The organism is Thiorhodovibrio litoralis (genome assembly GCF_033954455.1).
Lineage (GTDB): Bacteria > Pseudomonadota > Gammaproteobacteria > Chromatiales > Chromatiaceae > Thiorhodovibrio > Thiorhodovibrio litoralis.
The window spans coordinates 3,442,193-3,457,390 of record NZ_CP121473.1 but is presented as its reverse complement, the minus strand read 5'-3'; the positions used below and the strand labels follow the sequence as shown (position 1 = coordinate 3,457,390).

General features: G+C 62.1%; 17 protein-coding genes and 3 pseudogenes. 8 read left to right on the top strand and 12 right to left on the bottom strand.

Annotated elements, in window-relative coordinates; translation table 11 throughout:
- Nucleotides 1-19: 19 nt before the first annotated feature.
- The 6 genes from Thiosp_RS15465 to Thiosp_RS15440 form a co-directional block, all read right to left on the bottom strand.
- On the bottom strand, nt 20-262 hold the full coding sequence (locus Thiosp_RS15465) for a hypothetical protein (RefSeq protein ID WP_201067166.1): 243 nt from the start codon (nt 260-262) through the stop codon (nt 20-22).
- 209 nt (nt 263-471) lie between these two features.
- Nucleotides 472-621 (bottom strand): DUF1328 family protein, encoded by a 150-nt coding sequence (locus tag Thiosp_RS15460; RefSeq protein ID WP_201067168.1) that lies wholly within the window; start codon nt 619-621, stop codon nt 472-474.
- Between the two features lie 170 nt (nt 622-791).
- On the bottom strand, nt 792-2,507 hold the full coding sequence (locus Thiosp_RS15455) for a thiamine pyrophosphate-dependent enzyme (protein ID WP_201067170.1): 1,716 nt from the start codon (nt 2,505-2,507) through the stop codon (nt 792-794).
- Entirely contained in the window at nt 2,504-2,758 is a 255-nt protein-coding gene (locus tag Thiosp_RS15450; protein ID WP_201067172.1) for a hypothetical protein, read from the bottom strand. The genes Thiosp_RS15455 and Thiosp_RS15450 overlap by 4 nt, the downstream gene beginning before the upstream one ends.
- The gene (locus tag Thiosp_RS15445) at nt 2,759-3,190 is read right to left on the bottom strand and encodes a CBS domain-containing protein (RefSeq protein WP_323696526.1); all 432 of its coding nucleotides are present in this window, start codon (nt 3,188-3,190) and stop codon (nt 2,759-2,761) included.
- A gap of 74 nt (nt 3,191-3,264) precedes the next feature.
- Nucleotides 3,265-4,656, bottom strand: a complete 1,392-nt coding sequence (locus tag Thiosp_RS15440) for an MBL fold metallo-hydrolase (RefSeq protein WP_201067175.1) — start codon at nt 4,654-4,656, stop codon at nt 3,265-3,267.
- A 478-nt stretch (nt 4,657-5,134) separates the two neighbouring features.
- Here Thiosp_RS15440 and Thiosp_RS15435 point away from each other — a divergent pair, with 478 nt between their 5' ends.
- The 7 genes and pseudogenes from Thiosp_RS15435 (at nt 5,135) to Thiosp_RS15405 (ending at nt 9,202) form a co-directional block, all read left to right on the top strand.
- Complete coding sequence (locus Thiosp_RS15435) at nt 5,135-5,512, top strand: cation diffusion facilitator family transporter (RefSeq protein WP_274607936.1); 378 nt, start codon at nt 5,135-5,137, stop codon at nt 5,510-5,512.
- Nucleotides 5,509-6,102 carry a cation diffusion facilitator family transporter gene (locus Thiosp_RS15430; protein ID WP_323696525.1) on the top strand — a complete coding sequence of 198 codons (594 nt, stop codon included), beginning with the start codon at nt 5,509-5,511 and terminating at the stop codon, nt 6,100-6,102. Before Thiosp_RS15435 ends, Thiosp_RS15430 begins: the two co-directional genes overlap by 4 nt.
- 90 nt (nt 6,103-6,192) lie before the next feature.
- The gene (locus tag Thiosp_RS15425; RefSeq protein ID WP_201067176.1) at nt 6,193-6,387 is read left to right on the top strand and encodes a hypothetical protein; all 195 of its coding nucleotides are present in this window, start codon (nt 6,193-6,195) and stop codon (nt 6,385-6,387) included.
- A 297-nt stretch (nt 6,388-6,684) separates the two neighbouring features.
- Nucleotides 6,685-6,978: a sll1863 family stress response protein gene (locus Thiosp_RS15420; protein WP_201067177.1), complete on the top strand. Its 294-nt coding sequence runs from the start codon at nt 6,685-6,687 to the stop codon at nt 6,976-6,978.
- A gap of 95 nt (nt 6,979-7,073) precedes the next feature.
- A pseudogene (locus Thiosp_RS15415) lies at nt 7,074-7,289 on the top strand (lyase family protein); the annotation flags it as partial.
- A gap of 181 nt (nt 7,290-7,470) precedes the next feature.
- The gene (locus tag Thiosp_RS15410; RefSeq protein ID WP_323696524.1) at nt 7,471-7,878 is read left to right on the top strand and encodes a TM2 domain-containing protein; all 408 of its coding nucleotides are present in this window, start codon (nt 7,471-7,473) and stop codon (nt 7,876-7,878) included.
- Between the two features lie 40 nt (nt 7,879-7,918).
- The gene (locus Thiosp_RS15405; protein ID WP_201067179.1) at nt 7,919-9,202 is read left to right on the top strand and encodes a phospholipase D-like domain-containing protein; all 1,284 of its coding nucleotides are present in this window, start codon (nt 7,919-7,921) and stop codon (nt 9,200-9,202) included.
- Nucleotides 9,203-9,273: 71 nt separating this feature from the next.
- Here the strand turns inward: Thiosp_RS15405 and Thiosp_RS15400 are convergent, their stop codons facing one another.
- The 4 genes and pseudogenes from Thiosp_RS15400 to Thiosp_RS15385 all read right to left on the bottom strand — a co-directional run bounded on the left by Thiosp_RS15400 (nt 9,274) and on the right by Thiosp_RS15385 (nt 10,745).
- The gene (locus tag Thiosp_RS15400; RefSeq protein ID WP_201067180.1) at nt 9,274-9,435 is read right to left on the bottom strand and encodes a hypothetical protein; all 162 of its coding nucleotides are present in this window, start codon (nt 9,433-9,435) and stop codon (nt 9,274-9,276) included.
- 86 nt (nt 9,436-9,521) lie between these two features.
- Nucleotides 9,522-10,304 (bottom strand): TrkA C-terminal domain-containing protein, encoded by a 783-nt coding sequence (locus tag Thiosp_RS15395; protein WP_201067182.1) that lies wholly within the window; start codon nt 10,302-10,304, stop codon nt 9,522-9,524.
- 79 nt (nt 10,305-10,383) lie between these two features.
- Nucleotides 10,384-10,485 (bottom strand): annotated as a pseudogene (locus Thiosp_RS15390) (hypothetical protein); the annotation flags it as partial.
- Nucleotides 10,486-10,550: 65 nt separating this feature from the next.
- On the bottom strand, nt 10,551-10,745 hold the full coding sequence (locus tag Thiosp_RS15385) for a CsbD family protein (RefSeq protein ID WP_201067184.1): 195 nt from the start codon (nt 10,743-10,745) through the stop codon (nt 10,551-10,553).
- Between the two features lie 486 nt (nt 10,746-11,231).
- Here Thiosp_RS15385 and katG point away from each other — a divergent pair.
- Nucleotides 11,232-12,851, top strand: a pseudogene (gene katG / locus Thiosp_RS15380) (catalase/peroxidase HPI); the annotation flags it as partial.
- Between the two features lie 31 nt (nt 12,852-12,882).
- Here the strand turns inward: katG and Thiosp_RS15375 are convergent.
- Nucleotides 12,883-14,568 carry a putative transposase gene (locus Thiosp_RS15375; protein ID WP_201069340.1) on the bottom strand — a complete coding sequence of 562 codons (1,686 nt, stop codon included), beginning with the start codon at nt 14,566-14,568 and terminating at the stop codon, nt 12,883-12,885.
- The gene (locus Thiosp_RS15370; RefSeq protein ID WP_201069339.1) at nt 14,508-15,059 is read right to left on the bottom strand and encodes a helix-turn-helix domain-containing protein; all 552 of its coding nucleotides are present in this window, start codon (nt 15,057-15,059) and stop codon (nt 14,508-14,510) included. Before Thiosp_RS15370 ends, Thiosp_RS15375 begins: the two co-directional genes overlap by 61 nt.
- Nucleotides 15,060-15,198 lie beyond the last annotated feature (139 nt).

The window sequence follows — 15,198 nt, the reverse complement described above, 5'->3', positions numbered from 1 at the left end:
CGGAACGTCCGAGAATCGCTTAATCGGTGCGGTTCTCCACGCGATCTCCAACCTCTTCCACCCGATCGCCGGCCTTCTCCAGCGCGTCCGACACCGAATTCTTGACAGCGTCGGCCTTGTCACCTGCGCGCTCGGCCGCACGGTCGATCTTTTGCCCCATCTGCTCGGCGGCGCCATCGTCGGAATCGCCGCATGCCGCCAGCGTCAGGGTCAGTAAGGCCGCAGCCGGGATTGCGAGTCGCTTCCTGTTCATCATCTTCATCAAGATCTCTCCGTCTCAGTTGATTCGTCTTCAAGGATCAAGATCCACGGGGCTCGCCTGCTGACGCCATTCCTCTGACACGCCGCGAGGGATGGTTCGAGACATGACGTCCGGCACCCGGGATGCGTCGATCATAATAAGGACCGGAGACCGCGCAAAGAGCAACGAGCGGTCAACGGCCGGATCCTGGGTTGCGTTCTCGCAATCGCTCAGACTGTGGGTGGTCTACGCCCGAGCACCAAAAACACCACGGTGACGACGAGGCCGACCACAAAAAGTATCCAGGCAATGTTGGACGCAGCTCCCGCGATACCGGTCAGACCGAGCGCACCGGCGATCAAGGCAACAATGAGAAACATTAGGGCTAGACCCCGGCAACGATCCAGCCGCGACGCTTCGCCTGTCGGCACTTTGGCTCGGGCATCGTGGATCGATGGGCGCGGTCTGCGCGCAACAATCGATTCAGCAATGGCCCTTGGACATCAGACATGCAGCCAGCGTGCCAGGTCTTCGTTTCGGGCGCGACGGCCTACTTGACGAAGTTGCTCTTCAGCAGATCCACCACCTCGTCGGTGCGGCCGTTGAGCACCGCCTTGAGGCCGAACAGCGCGGTCGAGGCGACCTGACCGGCCTCGATTTTAGGGGGCATGACCAGCTCGAAGCGGTTCACCGCCACATCGAGCAGGGCCGGCCCGTCGTGCGCCAGCCATGATGCCAATGCCTCCTCCAAACGATCCGCCCGGTCCACCCGCGCACCGTAGAGTCCGCACGCCTCGGCCACCTTGCCGAAGTCCGGATTCTTCAGCTCGGTGTAGGCATCGAGCAAACCCTCGACGCGCTGCTCCATCTCGACGAAGCCCAGCGAGCCGTTGTTGAACACCAGCAGTTTCACCGGCAGGCGCTCCTGCACCAGGGTCAACAGATCCCCCATCAGCATGGTCATACCGCCGTCGCCGCACAGGGCGATCACCTGTCGGTCCGGGTACGCCTTCTGAATGCCGATGGCTTGCGGGTAGGCATTGGCCATGGTGCCGTGCAACAGACTGGTCAGAAAGCGTCGGTGACCGTTGGCACTCAGATGGCGCAGCAGCCAGACCATCGGCGATCCGCCGTCGGCCGTGAAGATCGCGTCCGGCGCGGCCAGCCGATCCAGCACCTGGGTCAACTGCTGCGGATGGATGAGATCCGGATCCTGTTCGGCGCCGCGCGCGCGGTACTCTTCCTGGTCCCGCCGCCACTGATCCAGCGCCTGTTGCAGATGCGCGTCGTTGTCGCGCGGGGCGACCCTCTCGCTCAGGGCGTCGAGCGTCGCCCCCACATCGCCGACCACGCCGATCTCGACCGGAGTGCGCCGTCCCAACCGCGTCGGGTCGATGTCGACCTGGATGATGCGCGCCCCATCCGGATAGAACTGCGTGTAGGCGAAATCGGTGCCGAGCGCCAGCAGCAGGTCGCAATCGGCGACCGCCTCCATGCCTGCCCGATTGCCCAGGATACCGGTCATCCCGACGTTGTATGGGTTGTCGGGCTCGACAAATTCCTTCGAGCGCGTCGTATGGACGATGGGCGCCTTGATCCGGTCGGCGAACGCGATCAGCCGCTCGCGCGCGCCGCGCGCACCGATACCGACGTATAGCGTGATGCGAGCGGCGCCATCGATGGCCTCGGCGATCGCCTCCAGCTCATCCGTTGACGGGATGATCACCGGGGCCGCGCGATTCACCGTCCAGGGCAGACTGTCGGCACATTTTTCCTGCAACAGATCGCCATTGACGATCACCACCGCGACACCCCGCCGTGCTAACGCGGCCTGGGCCGCCTGCGCGGTGATGCGGCGCGCCTGGTCCGGGTGGGCGATCCGCTCGCAGAACACCGAACATTGTTCGTAGAGTCTCTTCTGATCGACCTCTTGGGGAAAGCCCAGCCCCTCCTCGTGTCGATCGACGTTCGAGGCGATCAGCACGACCGGTGCACCGTTGCGGTGGCTCTCGAAGATGCCGTTGAGAAAGTGCAGGCTGCCCGGACCGCAGGTGCCGGCGCAGGCAGACAGCTCCCCGGTCATATAGGATTCACCCCCGGCGGCCAAGCCGCCAACCTCCTCGTGGCGCACATGCACCCACTCCAAATCGGAGCGGCGGACCGCGTCGATGAAATGATTGATGGTGTCGCCAACGATGCCATAGCAGCGCCGCGTGCCGGCCTGGAACAAGGTGTCGATGATAACTTCGGATACGCTCGTACTCATGTGAACAATACCGTGTTGCGCGTGTCGATGGAGACGCGCCGTTCGGTCAGATCGATCCGGGGCGCGAAGGTGTCTGGGTCGGCCGCTTCCCAGAATTCGGCATACTGCGTGCTCTGCGGATCCTCGAGCAGAATCCCTTCCGGCAAAAAGTGCTGCAGCTCATCCAACGGCTTGGTCTTCGCAGCCCCGGTCCGTATCGCCAGGTGGTGGGGCTGCAGATCGGCGGGATGCGTCAGGCCACAGGCGGCCATTTAGGCATTGCCGCGTACCCGACGCACCTGCTCCGGTTCCGGCCCAGAAAATGCCTGGGGCGCCGTCAATGCCTCAATGACCTCGAAAGCGCCGATCATGCCAACCACATCACCGTCAGCGTTCGTCACACAGATCGCCGGCTGCCGATGACGGCAGATCAGACTCCGCACGTCCTCCAAGCTGGTTTCCATGCCGCAACTGAGCGGATTCTGCGTCATGGCGTCGGCAACTGTCTTGGCGCCGCGCTCGGTGTCATCAACACGGCAATAGATGGCTACATTGAGCAGAGAGAGACTGCCAACCAGACGTGTCCCGATACAGACCGGCAGGAGCCAGTGGCCGGACCGGCTCATCATCTCGGCGGCCTGCGACAGCTTGCACTCCGGATCCAGTGTCGTGAATTGCGTTCTCATGGTTTGGATCAAGGTCATATTCGATACCTCCTTCGTTAAGGCCGAAGATTCGTCCTGCACACGCGGCCTCTAGACATCCAGCCGGCTGCTCCCTAGCGCGCAACCGGCAGTGATTCCGCCTGCCAGCCGGTCATGCCTCCGAGCACATTGAAGACCGCTTTGTGGCCACGGTGCTTGAGGACACTCGCGGCGACCGAGGATCGGAAGCCACTGCCGCACACCACCGCGACCGGCTGATTCTTGGGGATCTCATCGGCACGCCGGGTAATCTCAGCGCCCGTGATATGGACGGCTTCCGGGATACGTCCCGCGCTCCATTCCGCCGGCTGACGGACGTCCAGCACCAGGAGGTCGCGCGTCTTCTCGATCTGCTCGCGCAGTTCCCAAACGGTCCATTGCGGCAGGATATCGATTGGCATCCCCGCCGTGCGCCAAGCAAACATGCCACCCGCGAGCCAGCCGACGGGGAGCTTGTAACCGATCCGCAGCAGCTGCCAGCAGACATCCCACAGATCGCTCGGCTGTTCGAGCACCAGAACGATCGGCCGGTCATCGGGCACCACACTCCCGGCCCAGGTCGCAAAGGAGGTCCCGATGCCGACGTTGAGCGCGCCTGGAATATGCGCGGTGAAGGCCTCGGGCGAACGGCAGTCGAGCACGGTGACGTCGTCGTGCCGCAGCCGATCGAACTCATCCACGCCGAGCGGGGGCGGATCAGCCAGCACTCCAAGGAGGGGCGGCCCCTCACTGTTGAGCTTGCGCATACGCGGCCAGTAGGGAGGAACCGAGGGCAGATCGGTCAGATTCATACACCGTTCAACAAAACCATCGACGTCCGAGAGTCGCGCTAGGAGCTGGTTCATGCGCCGCTCGTAGCCCACTGTGGTCGAGAGGCGGCTGCCGATGTTCCCACCGCAGAGCGAACCCGCAACATGGGTTGGATAGACCTCAACGAAGTCAGGCAAGGTCAACACCTTGCTCTGAAGCGTTTTGCAGAAGGTCTCCGCGCTGCGCCGCGCCTCCTCCGGGCCACCGAGCAAATCCGGTCTGGCTAGATCCCCAACCAGGAGCGCGCCGCCGGAGAAGAAGATGGCGGGTTCGTCACCGCGCGAACGATCGGTGAGGACAAGACTGATGTGCTCCGGTGTATGTCCAGGCGTATGCAGGAATTCGATCGACACCTCCCCCATCTCCAGACGTTGCCCGTCGTCCATCGGCGTCACCCTGTAACCGAGCTCCGCACGGGCACCCGCAAGAAGTTCGATGTCGCCCCGCTCGGGAAGCTCGCAGATTCCGGTCAGATAGTCGTTGTGCTGATGGGTATCACAGGCATAGCGAATCCGCATGCCCTGCTCGCGCGCGGTCTGAAAGTAGGTGCCAACGTCGCGGCGCACGTCGAGCGCGAAGGCCTCGCCGGTTTCCTCCGAGCCGACGAAATAGGATGCATGGCCGAGGCTTTCTAGATAGAACTGCTTGAAAAACATAGTAGTCTCCTAGACAACATCTGCTCAGTTCGCGGACGGGGTCGCTGCGATCAGCTCCGCACCACCACGGCGAGAACAACCAAGCGCCGGCTGGCCGCGAGCGAGCAAGTCACAGAACGCCAGCAAGTCATGGGCCAAGCGCGCTGATTCCGGCGGTTTGAAGGAACAGGTGGGACAGTACCTGAGCCACGGGCGATCGGACGGTTCTTTTGAGCCCCGGCCGGGGCAAATCCACCGACAAGGGGCGCCATCTGGTCCGAAGGTGGCGACAGTCATGAAGGTGGGCGTCTCGCTGCAAGGCTAATTAGTACAACCGAAAACCGATGTCCTTGCCGCCTTTTGCGCCAAACCAAGTTCCTGGAGCGAAATTTGCGTATTGCGATTCGGCGGGTCGTCTCCAGCAATCACCCTGCGGGTTCGCCCAAGCTTTCTGGAATCAAAGGATCGCACCCCACCGACACCTCACGAGGGAAAGACAATGAGCGCGTCATCTGTTGCGAACAAACAGGAAACACCCATCGCCGTTTACGGCGCCATGGCGGCAAACGGCGTGATCGCCCTCGCCAAGGGCATCGCGGCCCTATTCACCGGCAGCTCAGCGATGTTCTCGGAGTGCATCCATTCGCTGGTCGATACCGCCAACGAGGGGCTGCTCCTCTACGGCATGAAGCGTTCCGGACACCAGCCGGACCAGGCGCATCCCTTCGGCTATGGCAAGGAGCTCTACTTCTGGAGCCTGATCGTCGCCGTCGCGCTCTTTGGTATCGGCGGTGGACTGACCTTCTTCGAGGGGTTGACCCATATCACGGCCATGCCTCAGAGGAGCGCGGCAATGTCATGTGGAACTATGGAGTGATCGCCATCGCGCTGATTGCCGAGGGCACCTCTTGGACGATTGCGCTCCGGGAATTCCTACCCACGGTCAAGGACAAGCGTCTCTGGCAGGCGCTGCGCGCCGCCAAAGACCCCACCACGGTCACCGTGATCTTCGAGGACTCCGCCGCGCTGGCGGGACTGCTGTTCGCCCTGGCCGGCGTCTATCTCACCGAGATCACGGGCAATCCGGTCTGGGATGGCGTTGCCTCCATGCTGATTGGCGTGACCCTGTCCGGCGTCGCGCTCCTCCTTGCCTACGAGAGCCGCAGCCTGCTGATCGGCGAAGCGGCCGATCCAGAGGTGATCGAGAGCATTCGCCAGATCGCCCGCGCGGACGCGGACGTGGTCGAGGCTGGCCGGCCGCTGACCATGCATCTTGGCCCCGATGAGGTTCTGCTGAATCTCGATGTCCGGTTCCGTTCCGGCCTGCCGTCGGAGACGATCATGGGCGTGGTGGACCGGCTGGAACGCAGCATCCGAGAACACCACCCGGAGATCAAGCGCATCTTCATTGAGGCCGAGTCGTTGCGTCGCGACGAGGATGATCCCGCTGCTCGACCGAGCAGGTGAAATTCGCGCGATCGGCGTCTCGAGCATGTCATCGACCCCGTGGGACCGGAATTCATGGCGCCTCCGAGCCGTTGAAAAAAGGAGTATCTCGTGAAGAGAAAAACACCTTTCTATTGGGTATTGCTTGCTTTTGTCACCCTCGGCGGTCTGAGTTTGGGTTGCAGCACCGTCGCGCCCAACGGGAAGCCCGCGAGCACATTCACTGCCATTGATGTCATCAACGACCAAGTGGAGAAGGGCAACGTTGAGATCAAAGGAGACCCGGACGCGGCGCCTATCCCCTAAACATTTTGGTGAAGTAAATTTCTTCACGTGTGCGCACCCTTCCCTGGGTGCATTTCACCCGCCTCGGCTGTTTCACCGGGGCAAATACTCCTTCACTGAAAACACCCACAAGAAGGAAGGCAAAGCGACCGCATGCGTCCAGCGAGATCTCGACGACCGGCGTATCGAGGCACCCTTCGCCGGCGTCATCGGGCGTCGCCTGATCAGCATCGGGGCCCCTGCTGAAGCCCGGCGATGCTGGCTTGGTCTTTGCAAGACATTCACTGCTTTTTCCAACCATGACAACGGAGCATTCAAATGAATGAGCAAGAACGAGAAGCCTATGTGGAGCAGATGAAATCCAAGCTCGACCAATGGAGCGCCGAGATCGAAGAGCTTGAGGCCAAAGCGAAGATCGCCAGTGCCGATGCCAAGGTAAAGTACGACGAATACCTCTCGACGCTGAAGGAAAAACAGGCCGATGCATCGTCACGGCTCTCGGAGTTACGCGACTCGAGCGGAGACGCCTGGCAGGACATCCGTGACGGTGCCAGCCACGCTGCCGACGCCTTGGGCGAGGCACTGAAGTCCGCGAAGTCCAAATTCCATTAAACCCAGCGCGCTCCCGGTCCATCTGCAGCCGCCGCTAGCGGCGGGCCGGGCTGAGGGGATAATCACACCAGCATGCAATCGAGACCCGCGCGTGGGTGCTCGATTCGGTCGTCAAAACCGGTCGCACCCATCTGATGGATGCGGTACCCATCACCCTCGGGCAGGAGCTATCGGGCTGGGCGGCCCAAATTGCCGCCGACGCCGAGCGCTGGAACGACGTCGAGCGACGCCTGCTCAGGCTCGCGCAGGGCGGCACGGCCGTCGGCAGCGGACTCAACACCCACCCTGATTTCGCCGAGCGCTTTGCCTCACGGCTCGCGGCCGGCACCGGTCTGGCATTCCAGCCAGCGCCCAACGCCTTCAGGGTTACCGGTCTTCGCTTCGCTTTCCTTGGCCGGAGGCGGTCGATAGACTCGACGATCATTTCACCGCGCGCGTCGAGCACTTCACAGTGGCCGCGTTGCTTCGGAACAATCACCTACGGAGACGACGATGTTAGAGCGCACCGACGACACTCACTCGACGTTCATGGGGTATCTGCTGTGGATCTTCGGATTCCTCGGCGCCCATCGGTTCTACTTCGGCAAACCGGTGACGGGCACCCTCTGGTTCCTGACCTTGGGGCTGCTGTTCATCGGTTGGATCATCGACCTCTTCCTAATACCGAGCATGAACCGTCAAGCGGACCGACGCTTCGTCGGCGGCCCCAAAGGCTACAACCTGAGCTGGATCCTGCTGACCTTCCTCGGCCTGTTCGGCGTGCACCGCTTCTATCTCGGCAAATGGGTCACCGGACTCCTCTGGCTGCTCACCGGCGGACTCTTCCTGGTCGGCTACCTCTATGACTACTGGACCCTCAACGAGCAAATCGACGCCGTCAACACGCATGCCCGACCGTGATTGACGGCCCCTTCGATTCCGCGACACCGAGGCTTGCGCCATGCTGACCATCCTCGGCCTTCTGTTCCTGGCGGCCTTACTCGGCATGCTGCTCGCTTATCTGACGCGCACAACCGCCATCCGACGCATGCGCACGCTCGGCGGCGAGCAGGATGTCCTCGACGCGCGCGAGGACAAGTTCAACATCCACCTCGGCCTGCTGACGTCCGTCCAGGTCGTCGGGGGCAACGAGATCGAGGTGTTGTTCAACGGCGACCAGACCTTTCCGCGCATCTGGGACGCGATCAAGGACTCCAAACACGTCATCTGCGTGCACGTCTACGAGGTCAATCCCGGCCAGGTCGCCGACACGCTGCTGCGCGCCCTCAGCGAGCGCGCCCAGGCGGGCGTCCAGGTGTTGGTGCTGCTCGATGCTATCGGCGCCGTACAGATGCCTAGGAGCTATCGGAAACGCCTGATCGCCGCCGGCGCGGAGGTCGCCATCTACCGACCCCTGCGACTCAAGGAGGCGTACAAGTTCCAACAGCGCATGCACATGCGCGCCATCGTCATCGACGGCCGCATCGGCTTCACCGGCGGCTTCGGGATCGCCGATCAATGGCTCGGCAACGGACGCGCGCAAGACCAGTGGCGGGATACCAATGTGCGGATCGCCGGACCCGCGGCGATGCAGTTGCAGGTCGCCTTTTCCAACAACTGGGCGGAGGCAACCGGCGATCTTTTGATCGGCAACACTATCTCCCCTTTCGACCGCATGCCACCCGTGGACGAACCTCAGGCCGCAGGCATCATGGCCTGCTCACCGTCGCTGGGCAGCACCAACGCCGAACGCTTCTTCTTTCTGGCGATTACCTCAGCGCGCGAGCGCATCTACATCGCCAACGCCTATTTCGTACCGACCCACGGCATGCGCTGGCTCTTGATGAACGCGGTGGACAGAGGGGTCGACGTGCGTGTCCTGACGCCGGGGCGTAACACCAATCAACCCCTGGTCTGGCACGCTGGACGCGCCATCTATCGACAACTCATGGATGCCGGCGTGCGCATCTACGCCTACCAGCCGGGGATGATGCACGCCAAGACCTTCGTCGCCGACGCCTGCTGGGCGACCGTCGGCACCTTCAACATCGACAATCGCTCGATGACCCTCAATGACGAGGTTGCCCTGATCATCCGCGACGAAACCATTGCCCAGTGTCTCGAACAGCATTTCCTCGCCGATCTGGAAAACGCCACGGAACTACGGCCTCAGGATCTGCGACCAGAATCCAGACTGGACTGGATCAAAATCCGTGGATCCCGTCTGTTGACACCGTTCCTCTGAGACGTCAGGAGACGGAATGGAGACACGGATGGGTCGATCATGATCGTTGGCGCCCCGTATAGCCGACCCGATCAGTGGGTGAACTGAAAGGCCCCCAGCGCATGATCCTTCTTGAAGAGCGCGTGGTCGCGATAGACGCGGCGAGCGACCGTTTCGGCGAAGCGCACGCTATCGGCCACGAAGAGTTGCGGGACGATGGACGCGAGAATGCGCCGTTCCGCGTCGCCCTCCATGACTCCGTGTGCTCGTCTGAGCGCGCGTGCCGCTTCAGCCCCTTATGACCCAGGTCGTCGACGTCGATTTCGTCCTTGTAGGTTCCTCATCTTGTTTCCGCCCCGTCGTGCTCGGCATCCCTGCGCTCGGCGCCGGCAATGCGGCGCTGCTCGTCGACCGCCTCGGCGTGCGCCCAGTCGTCACCGGCACGCCGCGCCTCCAGTTTGCGAATCGTCTCCGTACGACCATAAACGATCAACTGGTCCCCACTCTGTGCCACGGTGTCGCCTCCCGGCGTGCCAAACCATTCGCCGTTGAACTTGGCGAGCCCGAGCACCAGTATGCCTTCCTCAGCCGGACGCAACGCGCGCAGCGGCTGGCCATCGAGCCAGCTACCATCCTCGACGGCAAGCTCGACGATCTTGTAGTCGCCGGCCAGATGCAACAGACCTTCGTAGTCGGAAACATCGATATGGGTGAAGCGCCTCAGCGCCCGATCGACGATACCTGACAACAGTCGATCGACCCACTGACTGGAGGCAAAAGCCCAGAGCAACACCAGACCAGTAACCAACAAGACCACCTTGATCCACAAGGCCATGCCCTCGGCATCTCCGCCCCCGACGAAAGCCAGCATCAAGGAAGACACGGCGGTGACGATCCCGGCGTTGCCGAGCAGCATGAGGGTCAGCACGATGCGGCGACGCACGGGATGGTTGACCACCTGTTCCGACTCGGTGGTGGTAAAGCCCGCCCCGGAAAAGGCCGACCGAGCCTGGAACCGGGCGCTCTGACGCGCAAGCCCGGTATGACGCAACGCGATGGCGGCAATGCGGGTGATGAGAATCGACAGGGTGACAACCAACAGCAGGGACAAGATGGCGATCAAGACGCACCTCCGAATCCTTCAGGCCGATGACAGCGCCAATTGACCCGTAGGTCGCGTTGTAGGTGCCGAATTGGGAGACATAAAACGAGAAGAGCGTGGATGCCGCCAACCAAAGCACGACGGCAAACACCGAACCGACCGAAACCCATCGCCAACGCGCGAGCGCTCGCCTGACCTCCATATTCAGATGAGGTTCGTTGTCCGCGACGAGCGTGACGGCGGACGCCGCAACGCCCGCCGACACATTCAGCTTTTTTCATATTCCTCGACTTGGCGCTCCGCCTCTTCCTTGGTCACGCCGTAACGGTGTTGGATCTTCCCGACGAGCTTGTCTCGCTCGCCCTCGACGGCCAAAAGGTCGTCGTCGGTCAGGTCGGCCCAGCGATCCTTCACATGCCCTTTCATTTCAGTCCATTTACCCTTGACTTCATCCCAATTCATGTTTCACCTCACTTGTTGAGTTACGACGCCATACGCCTTATAGGACCAAGGCCAAGGCCATGAATACGGACAAACAGGCGCGGCCCGCACTCGGCAATCAACTCAGTTTTGGCCCTTGGGCTTGGTCAAGCAAGCCGCATGCCAGCTCTTGATGTTCCCGGATAAGCACAGCGCCCGGCTTGCGAAGAAAACAATGCGTAACTAGGAAGCATGCCCTGCCCCAAGTGCTGGCTGAGCAGTTCACGCTCATGGGGACCAATTCCACCGCTGATCCAGGCATGTCCCTGAGACTGACCTTGGCTGAAGGTGTCCGGGTCGAATTGGGGCACCGAACAGGGATCGCAGCACTGGTGCATAAACCCCATTTTCGGTGCATGTGAACCGATCCGACCCAGTTGAGTGGGCCGCCCGTGAAGGGATCGCCGAACCTGACAACCGCAATCGGTTTCAGCGAAGCGAACGATTGACCCAAACGATTGGCCGCTCGGCTTCGGCTTTGGCCGCGAGGACATCTGACACCCCGAGAAAGGCACCTACTGGGGCGCGGAGCAGGAGTGGCTGGCACCGAGCGACAGCGAGGGCAGCCGCTACTCCGGTGAGCGTGAGCTGGAGAACCCGCTGGCTGCGGTGATGATGGGCCTCATCTACGTCAACCCGGAGGGCGTCGACGGCCAGCCCGATCCGCTCAAGACCGCCGTCGATGTGCGCGAGACCTTCGCGCGCATGGCGATGGATGACGAGGAGACCGTCGCCCTGACCGCCGGTGGCCATACCGTCGGCAAGTGCCATGGCAACGGCCAGGAGGCACTGCTCGGGACGGATCCGGAAGCGGCTGATGTCGAGGATCAGGGCCTCGGCTGGCTCAACAAGACCCAGCGCGGCATCGGCCGCGATACCATGGGCAGCGGCATCGAAGGCGCCTGGACCACCCGGCCCACGCAGTGGGATAACGGCTACTTCGCCATGCTACTCAATCACGAGTGGACGCTGAACAAGAGTACGGCCGGCGCTTGGCAGTGGGAGCCGGTCGACATCAAGGAAGAAGACAAGCCGGTCGATGTCGAGAACCCCTCGATCCGCTGCAACCCGATCATGACCGATGCCGACATGGCCATGAAGATGGACCCGGTCTATCGGGAAATCGCCGAGCGCTTCCACCAAGACCCCGAGTACCTTTCGGAAGTTTTCGCACGCGCCTGGTTCAAGCTGACCCATCGTGACATGGGACCCAAGACGCGCTATCTCGGCCCCTGGGTGCCGAAGGAAGACCTGATCTGGCAGGATCCCATCCCGGCGGGGCGCAGCGACTATGATGTCGAGGCCGTCAAGGCCCGAATTGCCGCCAGTGGACTGAGCATTGGCGAGCGGGTCGCCACCGCTTGGGATAGTGCCCGAACGTTCCGCGGCTCCGACATGCGCGGCGGAGCCAATGGCGCGCGCATTCGTCTGGCGCCGCAGAAGGACTGGGAAGGCAACGAACCCGCCCGTCTTGCCAAGGTGCTGGACGTGCTGGAACCCATCGCCGCCGAGGCGGGCGCCAGTCTGGCCGATGTCATCGTCCTGGCCGGCAATCTTGGCATCGAGCAGGCCGCCCAAGCGGCGGGCTGCCCGATCAATGTCCCCTTTGCCCCCGGACGCGGCGATGCCACCGAGGAGATGACCGATGCCGAGTCCTTTGAGCCGCTTGAACCCATCCACGACGGCTATCGCAATTGGCTGAAACAGGACTATGCCGTCAGTGCCGAGGAACTCATGCTCGACCGCACCCAGTTGATGGGACTGACAGCCCCGGAGATGACCGTGCTGGTCGGCGGACTGCGGGTGTTGGGGACCAATCATGGCGGTACCAAGGATGGCGTCTTCACCGAGCGGGAGGGCGCCTTAACCAACGACTTCTTCGTCAACCTGACCGACATGGCCTACCGCTGGGAGCCGGCGGACGACAACCTCTATGAGATCCGTGATCGCCAGACCGATGCGGTCCAATGGACGGCGACGCGGGTCGATCTGGTGTTTGGCTCCAATGCCATCCTGCGCGCCTATGCCGAGGTCTATGCCCAGGATGACAATCAGGAGAAGTTCGTGCGCGATTTCGTCGCCGCCTAGACCAAGGTCAGATGACCTGATCTCAGGGAATTTACATTGAACCCAATTTCAGCACCAAGCGCAGATTGGTGCGCGGAAAAACCGTCGCAGTCTCATTGAGCTCCTCGCAGAGTTTTGCGATCACCCGATCATTCGCCGCGTTGGCCGAATGATGCAGCCGTACTGTCAATGTGCCCGTCTCGGGATCGGGGAGCAGATCGGCTGCAGTGGTATAGAGCGCGCGCAGCAAGGCGCGCGCCTCATCGGGGCGCGTCAAATGCTCGCGTAGGCTATTGGCCATCGCCGTCTCAGCGCGGTAGGCAATCATCTTCACCGTATCGATGAGTTGCTTGCTGTGGGTGGAGAGCTGGCGAAAGCGCGCTTCTTCGGGTAACTCCTCGACAGTGATGTGCTGTGGGGTCTCCTTGCGCTGCGCCTTGAGCGTCTTGAGGTCCTGTTGCAGCGTTTCGATCTCCTCCTGCAGTGCCGCCTTCTTGCGCACAAAGGGCTCGACATGCTCAGGCTCGATGGTCTCATCGAGCGTCATCTCCCCGAAGCGCGCCAGACGCCGGGTGAGCTTGCCGGTGGCTGAGCGGACCTGGGCGTCGAGCTGGCGGTAGTCAGGGTTGACCACCCGTAGGGGGTCGGAAATGTCCTCGGTACGATAGTCCACCAGGCGATCCAGGGAGAAGTGTTGGCGGGCATACTTGAAGAAGTTTTCCTGCGACCAGCGCGCGAACATGGCTGCCGCCAGTGGAGCGCCGTCGCTGCGATAGTCGGTGCTGAGAATCGCGGTCTGATGGCCGCGTTCGGTCAGTTTGCGCAGCTCTCGCACCCACAGATCATTGCTCAGGCGCGTGCCCCGCTCGGCCAGATCCATGGTCACCCACTCACCGCTGGCCAAACGCACCCGAGTGGCGGCAAATTCATCCTCGGGCCAGGGGGCGCCGGGGAATTTGTGATAGGTCAAACAGGCAATGCGCAGCGCTTTCATCCGTTTGAAGAAGTCCGGTGAATAGCCTTCGCGGTCGAAGACCAGGGTGAAGCGATGGCGTAGCGGATCGGCGCCGGGCGGCGCGGCGGTGATCTGATCCGGCAGCGCCTGTTGCAGATGCGGGACAATCTCCTGCTCGATGACCTGGATTAGCCCCGGATCGACCACCTGATTGACGACAAAGAAGGGCTGGCCGTCCATGGCATTGACCCAATAGTCGGTGGTGGCACGCAGGCACAGCCGCTCGCGGGCGACATAGTGACGTGGCAGTTTCGTTTGGCCGCCATGGTAGACGCGCACATGGCCGTCGATATAGAGCACGCCGGCTTGATCCGGTGCGTCGGCCATCCATTGCTCGCACAGCGCCGCACTCCACTGAGCCGGGCCATCGCCCTGGGATAACAGCTGAATCTTGGTGCGCAGAGTGCGCACCTCCGGAATCCGATCCAATCCCAGCAGTTTGCCCCATTCACCCGGCGCGCTGTAGCGCAAGGATTCGATGAAGGGCAGCCGGGCCAAGGCCATGAAGCCAAGCAGCAGCAACAGGCTATCGAGGCCGTAGTAGCCTTTGGGCAACTCCAAATGGCCCTCGAGATGATCGAGCAGCCCCACCGCCAGAAAGGCCGGCAACGCACAGAGCAGCCCGCCATTGGGCACGTCGAGCGCCGGGGCAAAGTCCGGTGCTACCGCGTCGAGCTCGCCGAAGCTGGCGGCGAGGCGGCCCTCGACATCGCTTGCCCCCATGCCCATCGGGGCGGCTTGGTCAGCGCTGGAGCGCGCGCTTTTGCTGCATAGCGCTGTGGTTGTAGCAGTGTTTTTTTTTCTGCTCGGTGCAGGCGTCCCGCGCGGATGGCTTTGGAGAAGGTGTCGGGCTTGACGCCTAAGCGCTCAGCCACCTGCGAGGGTTCGAGACCTTCGTCGAGCAGCTGCTGGGCTTCGGCCAGTACCGCCGGTGTTAACACCGCCGGTCCGCGGCGCTTCTGCGGTTGGTAGAACCCCTTAGGCCCTTCGCTACGATAGCGCTTGACCGCCCGCTTGAGGCTGATCTTCGACACGCCAAAAGCACGTATGATCTGCGCTTGGGTGGCATTGCCATTGATGCAGAACTGCGCGGTGATCATGCGAAAGGAGGCGATGTCGTCTTCGTCATGGATAAAGACCGGCATGCTGCCATTGAAATAGGTCACCCGACCGTTGTCTTTGCTAAACGCTAACACGTCGGTGATGGGCGTCACCCCATGAGGAAACAACGGCAGCTGAATTGAGCGTAATCACGATAATTGCGGGACCCATTTCCAAGCCATTTGAAGGACATGGAATGCGTGTGGGATCACGGGGGCCGTTACTGGCCGACAGCGGGAAGCCGGAATCGTG

Coding starts and splice junctions, on each gene's coding strand:
- Thiosp_RS15465 (WP_201067166.1), bottom strand. CDS start 262: ATGAAGATGATGAACAGGAAGCGACTCGCAATCCCGGCTGCGGCCTTA.
- Thiosp_RS15460 (WP_201067168.1), bottom strand. CDS start 621: ATGTTTCTCATTGTTGCCTTGATCGCCGGTGCGCTCGGTCTGACCGGT.
- Thiosp_RS15455 (WP_201067170.1), bottom strand. CDS start 2,507: ATGAGTACGAGCGTATCCGAAGTTATCATCGACACCTTGTTCCAGGCC.
- Thiosp_RS15450 (WP_201067172.1), bottom strand. CDS start 2,758: ATGGCCGCCTGTGGCCTGACGCATCCCGCCGATCTGCAGCCCCACCAC.
- Thiosp_RS15445 (WP_323696526.1), bottom strand. CDS start 3,190: ATGACCTTGATCCAAACCATGAGAACGCAATTCACGACACTGGATCCG.
- Thiosp_RS15440 (WP_201067175.1), bottom strand. CDS start 4,656: ATGTTTTTCAAGCAGTTCTATCTAGAAAGCCTCGGCCATGCATCCTAT.
- Thiosp_RS15435 (WP_274607936.1), top strand. CDS start 5,135: ATGAGCGCGTCATCTGTTGCGAACAAACAGGAAACACCCATCGCCGTT.
- Thiosp_RS15420 (WP_201067177.1), top strand. CDS start 6,685: ATGAATGAGCAAGAACGAGAAGCCTATGTGGAGCAGATGAAATCCAAG.
- Thiosp_RS15410 (WP_323696524.1), top strand. CDS start 7,471: ATGTTAGAGCGCACCGACGACACTCACTCGACGTTCATGGGGTATCTG.
- Thiosp_RS15405 (WP_201067179.1), top strand. CDS start 7,919: ATGCTGACCATCCTCGGCCTTCTGTTCCTGGCGGCCTTACTCGGCATG.
- Thiosp_RS15400 (WP_201067180.1), bottom strand. CDS start 9,435: ATGGAGGGCGACGCGGAACGGCGCATTCTCGCGTCCATCGTCCCGCAA.
- Thiosp_RS15385 (WP_201067184.1), bottom strand. CDS start 10,745: ATGAATTGGGATGAAGTCAAGGGTAAATGGACTGAAATGAAAGGGCAT.
- Thiosp_RS15375 (WP_201069340.1), bottom strand. CDS start 14,568: ATGGGGGCAAGCGATGTCGAGGGCCGCCTCGCCGCCAGCTTCGGCGAG.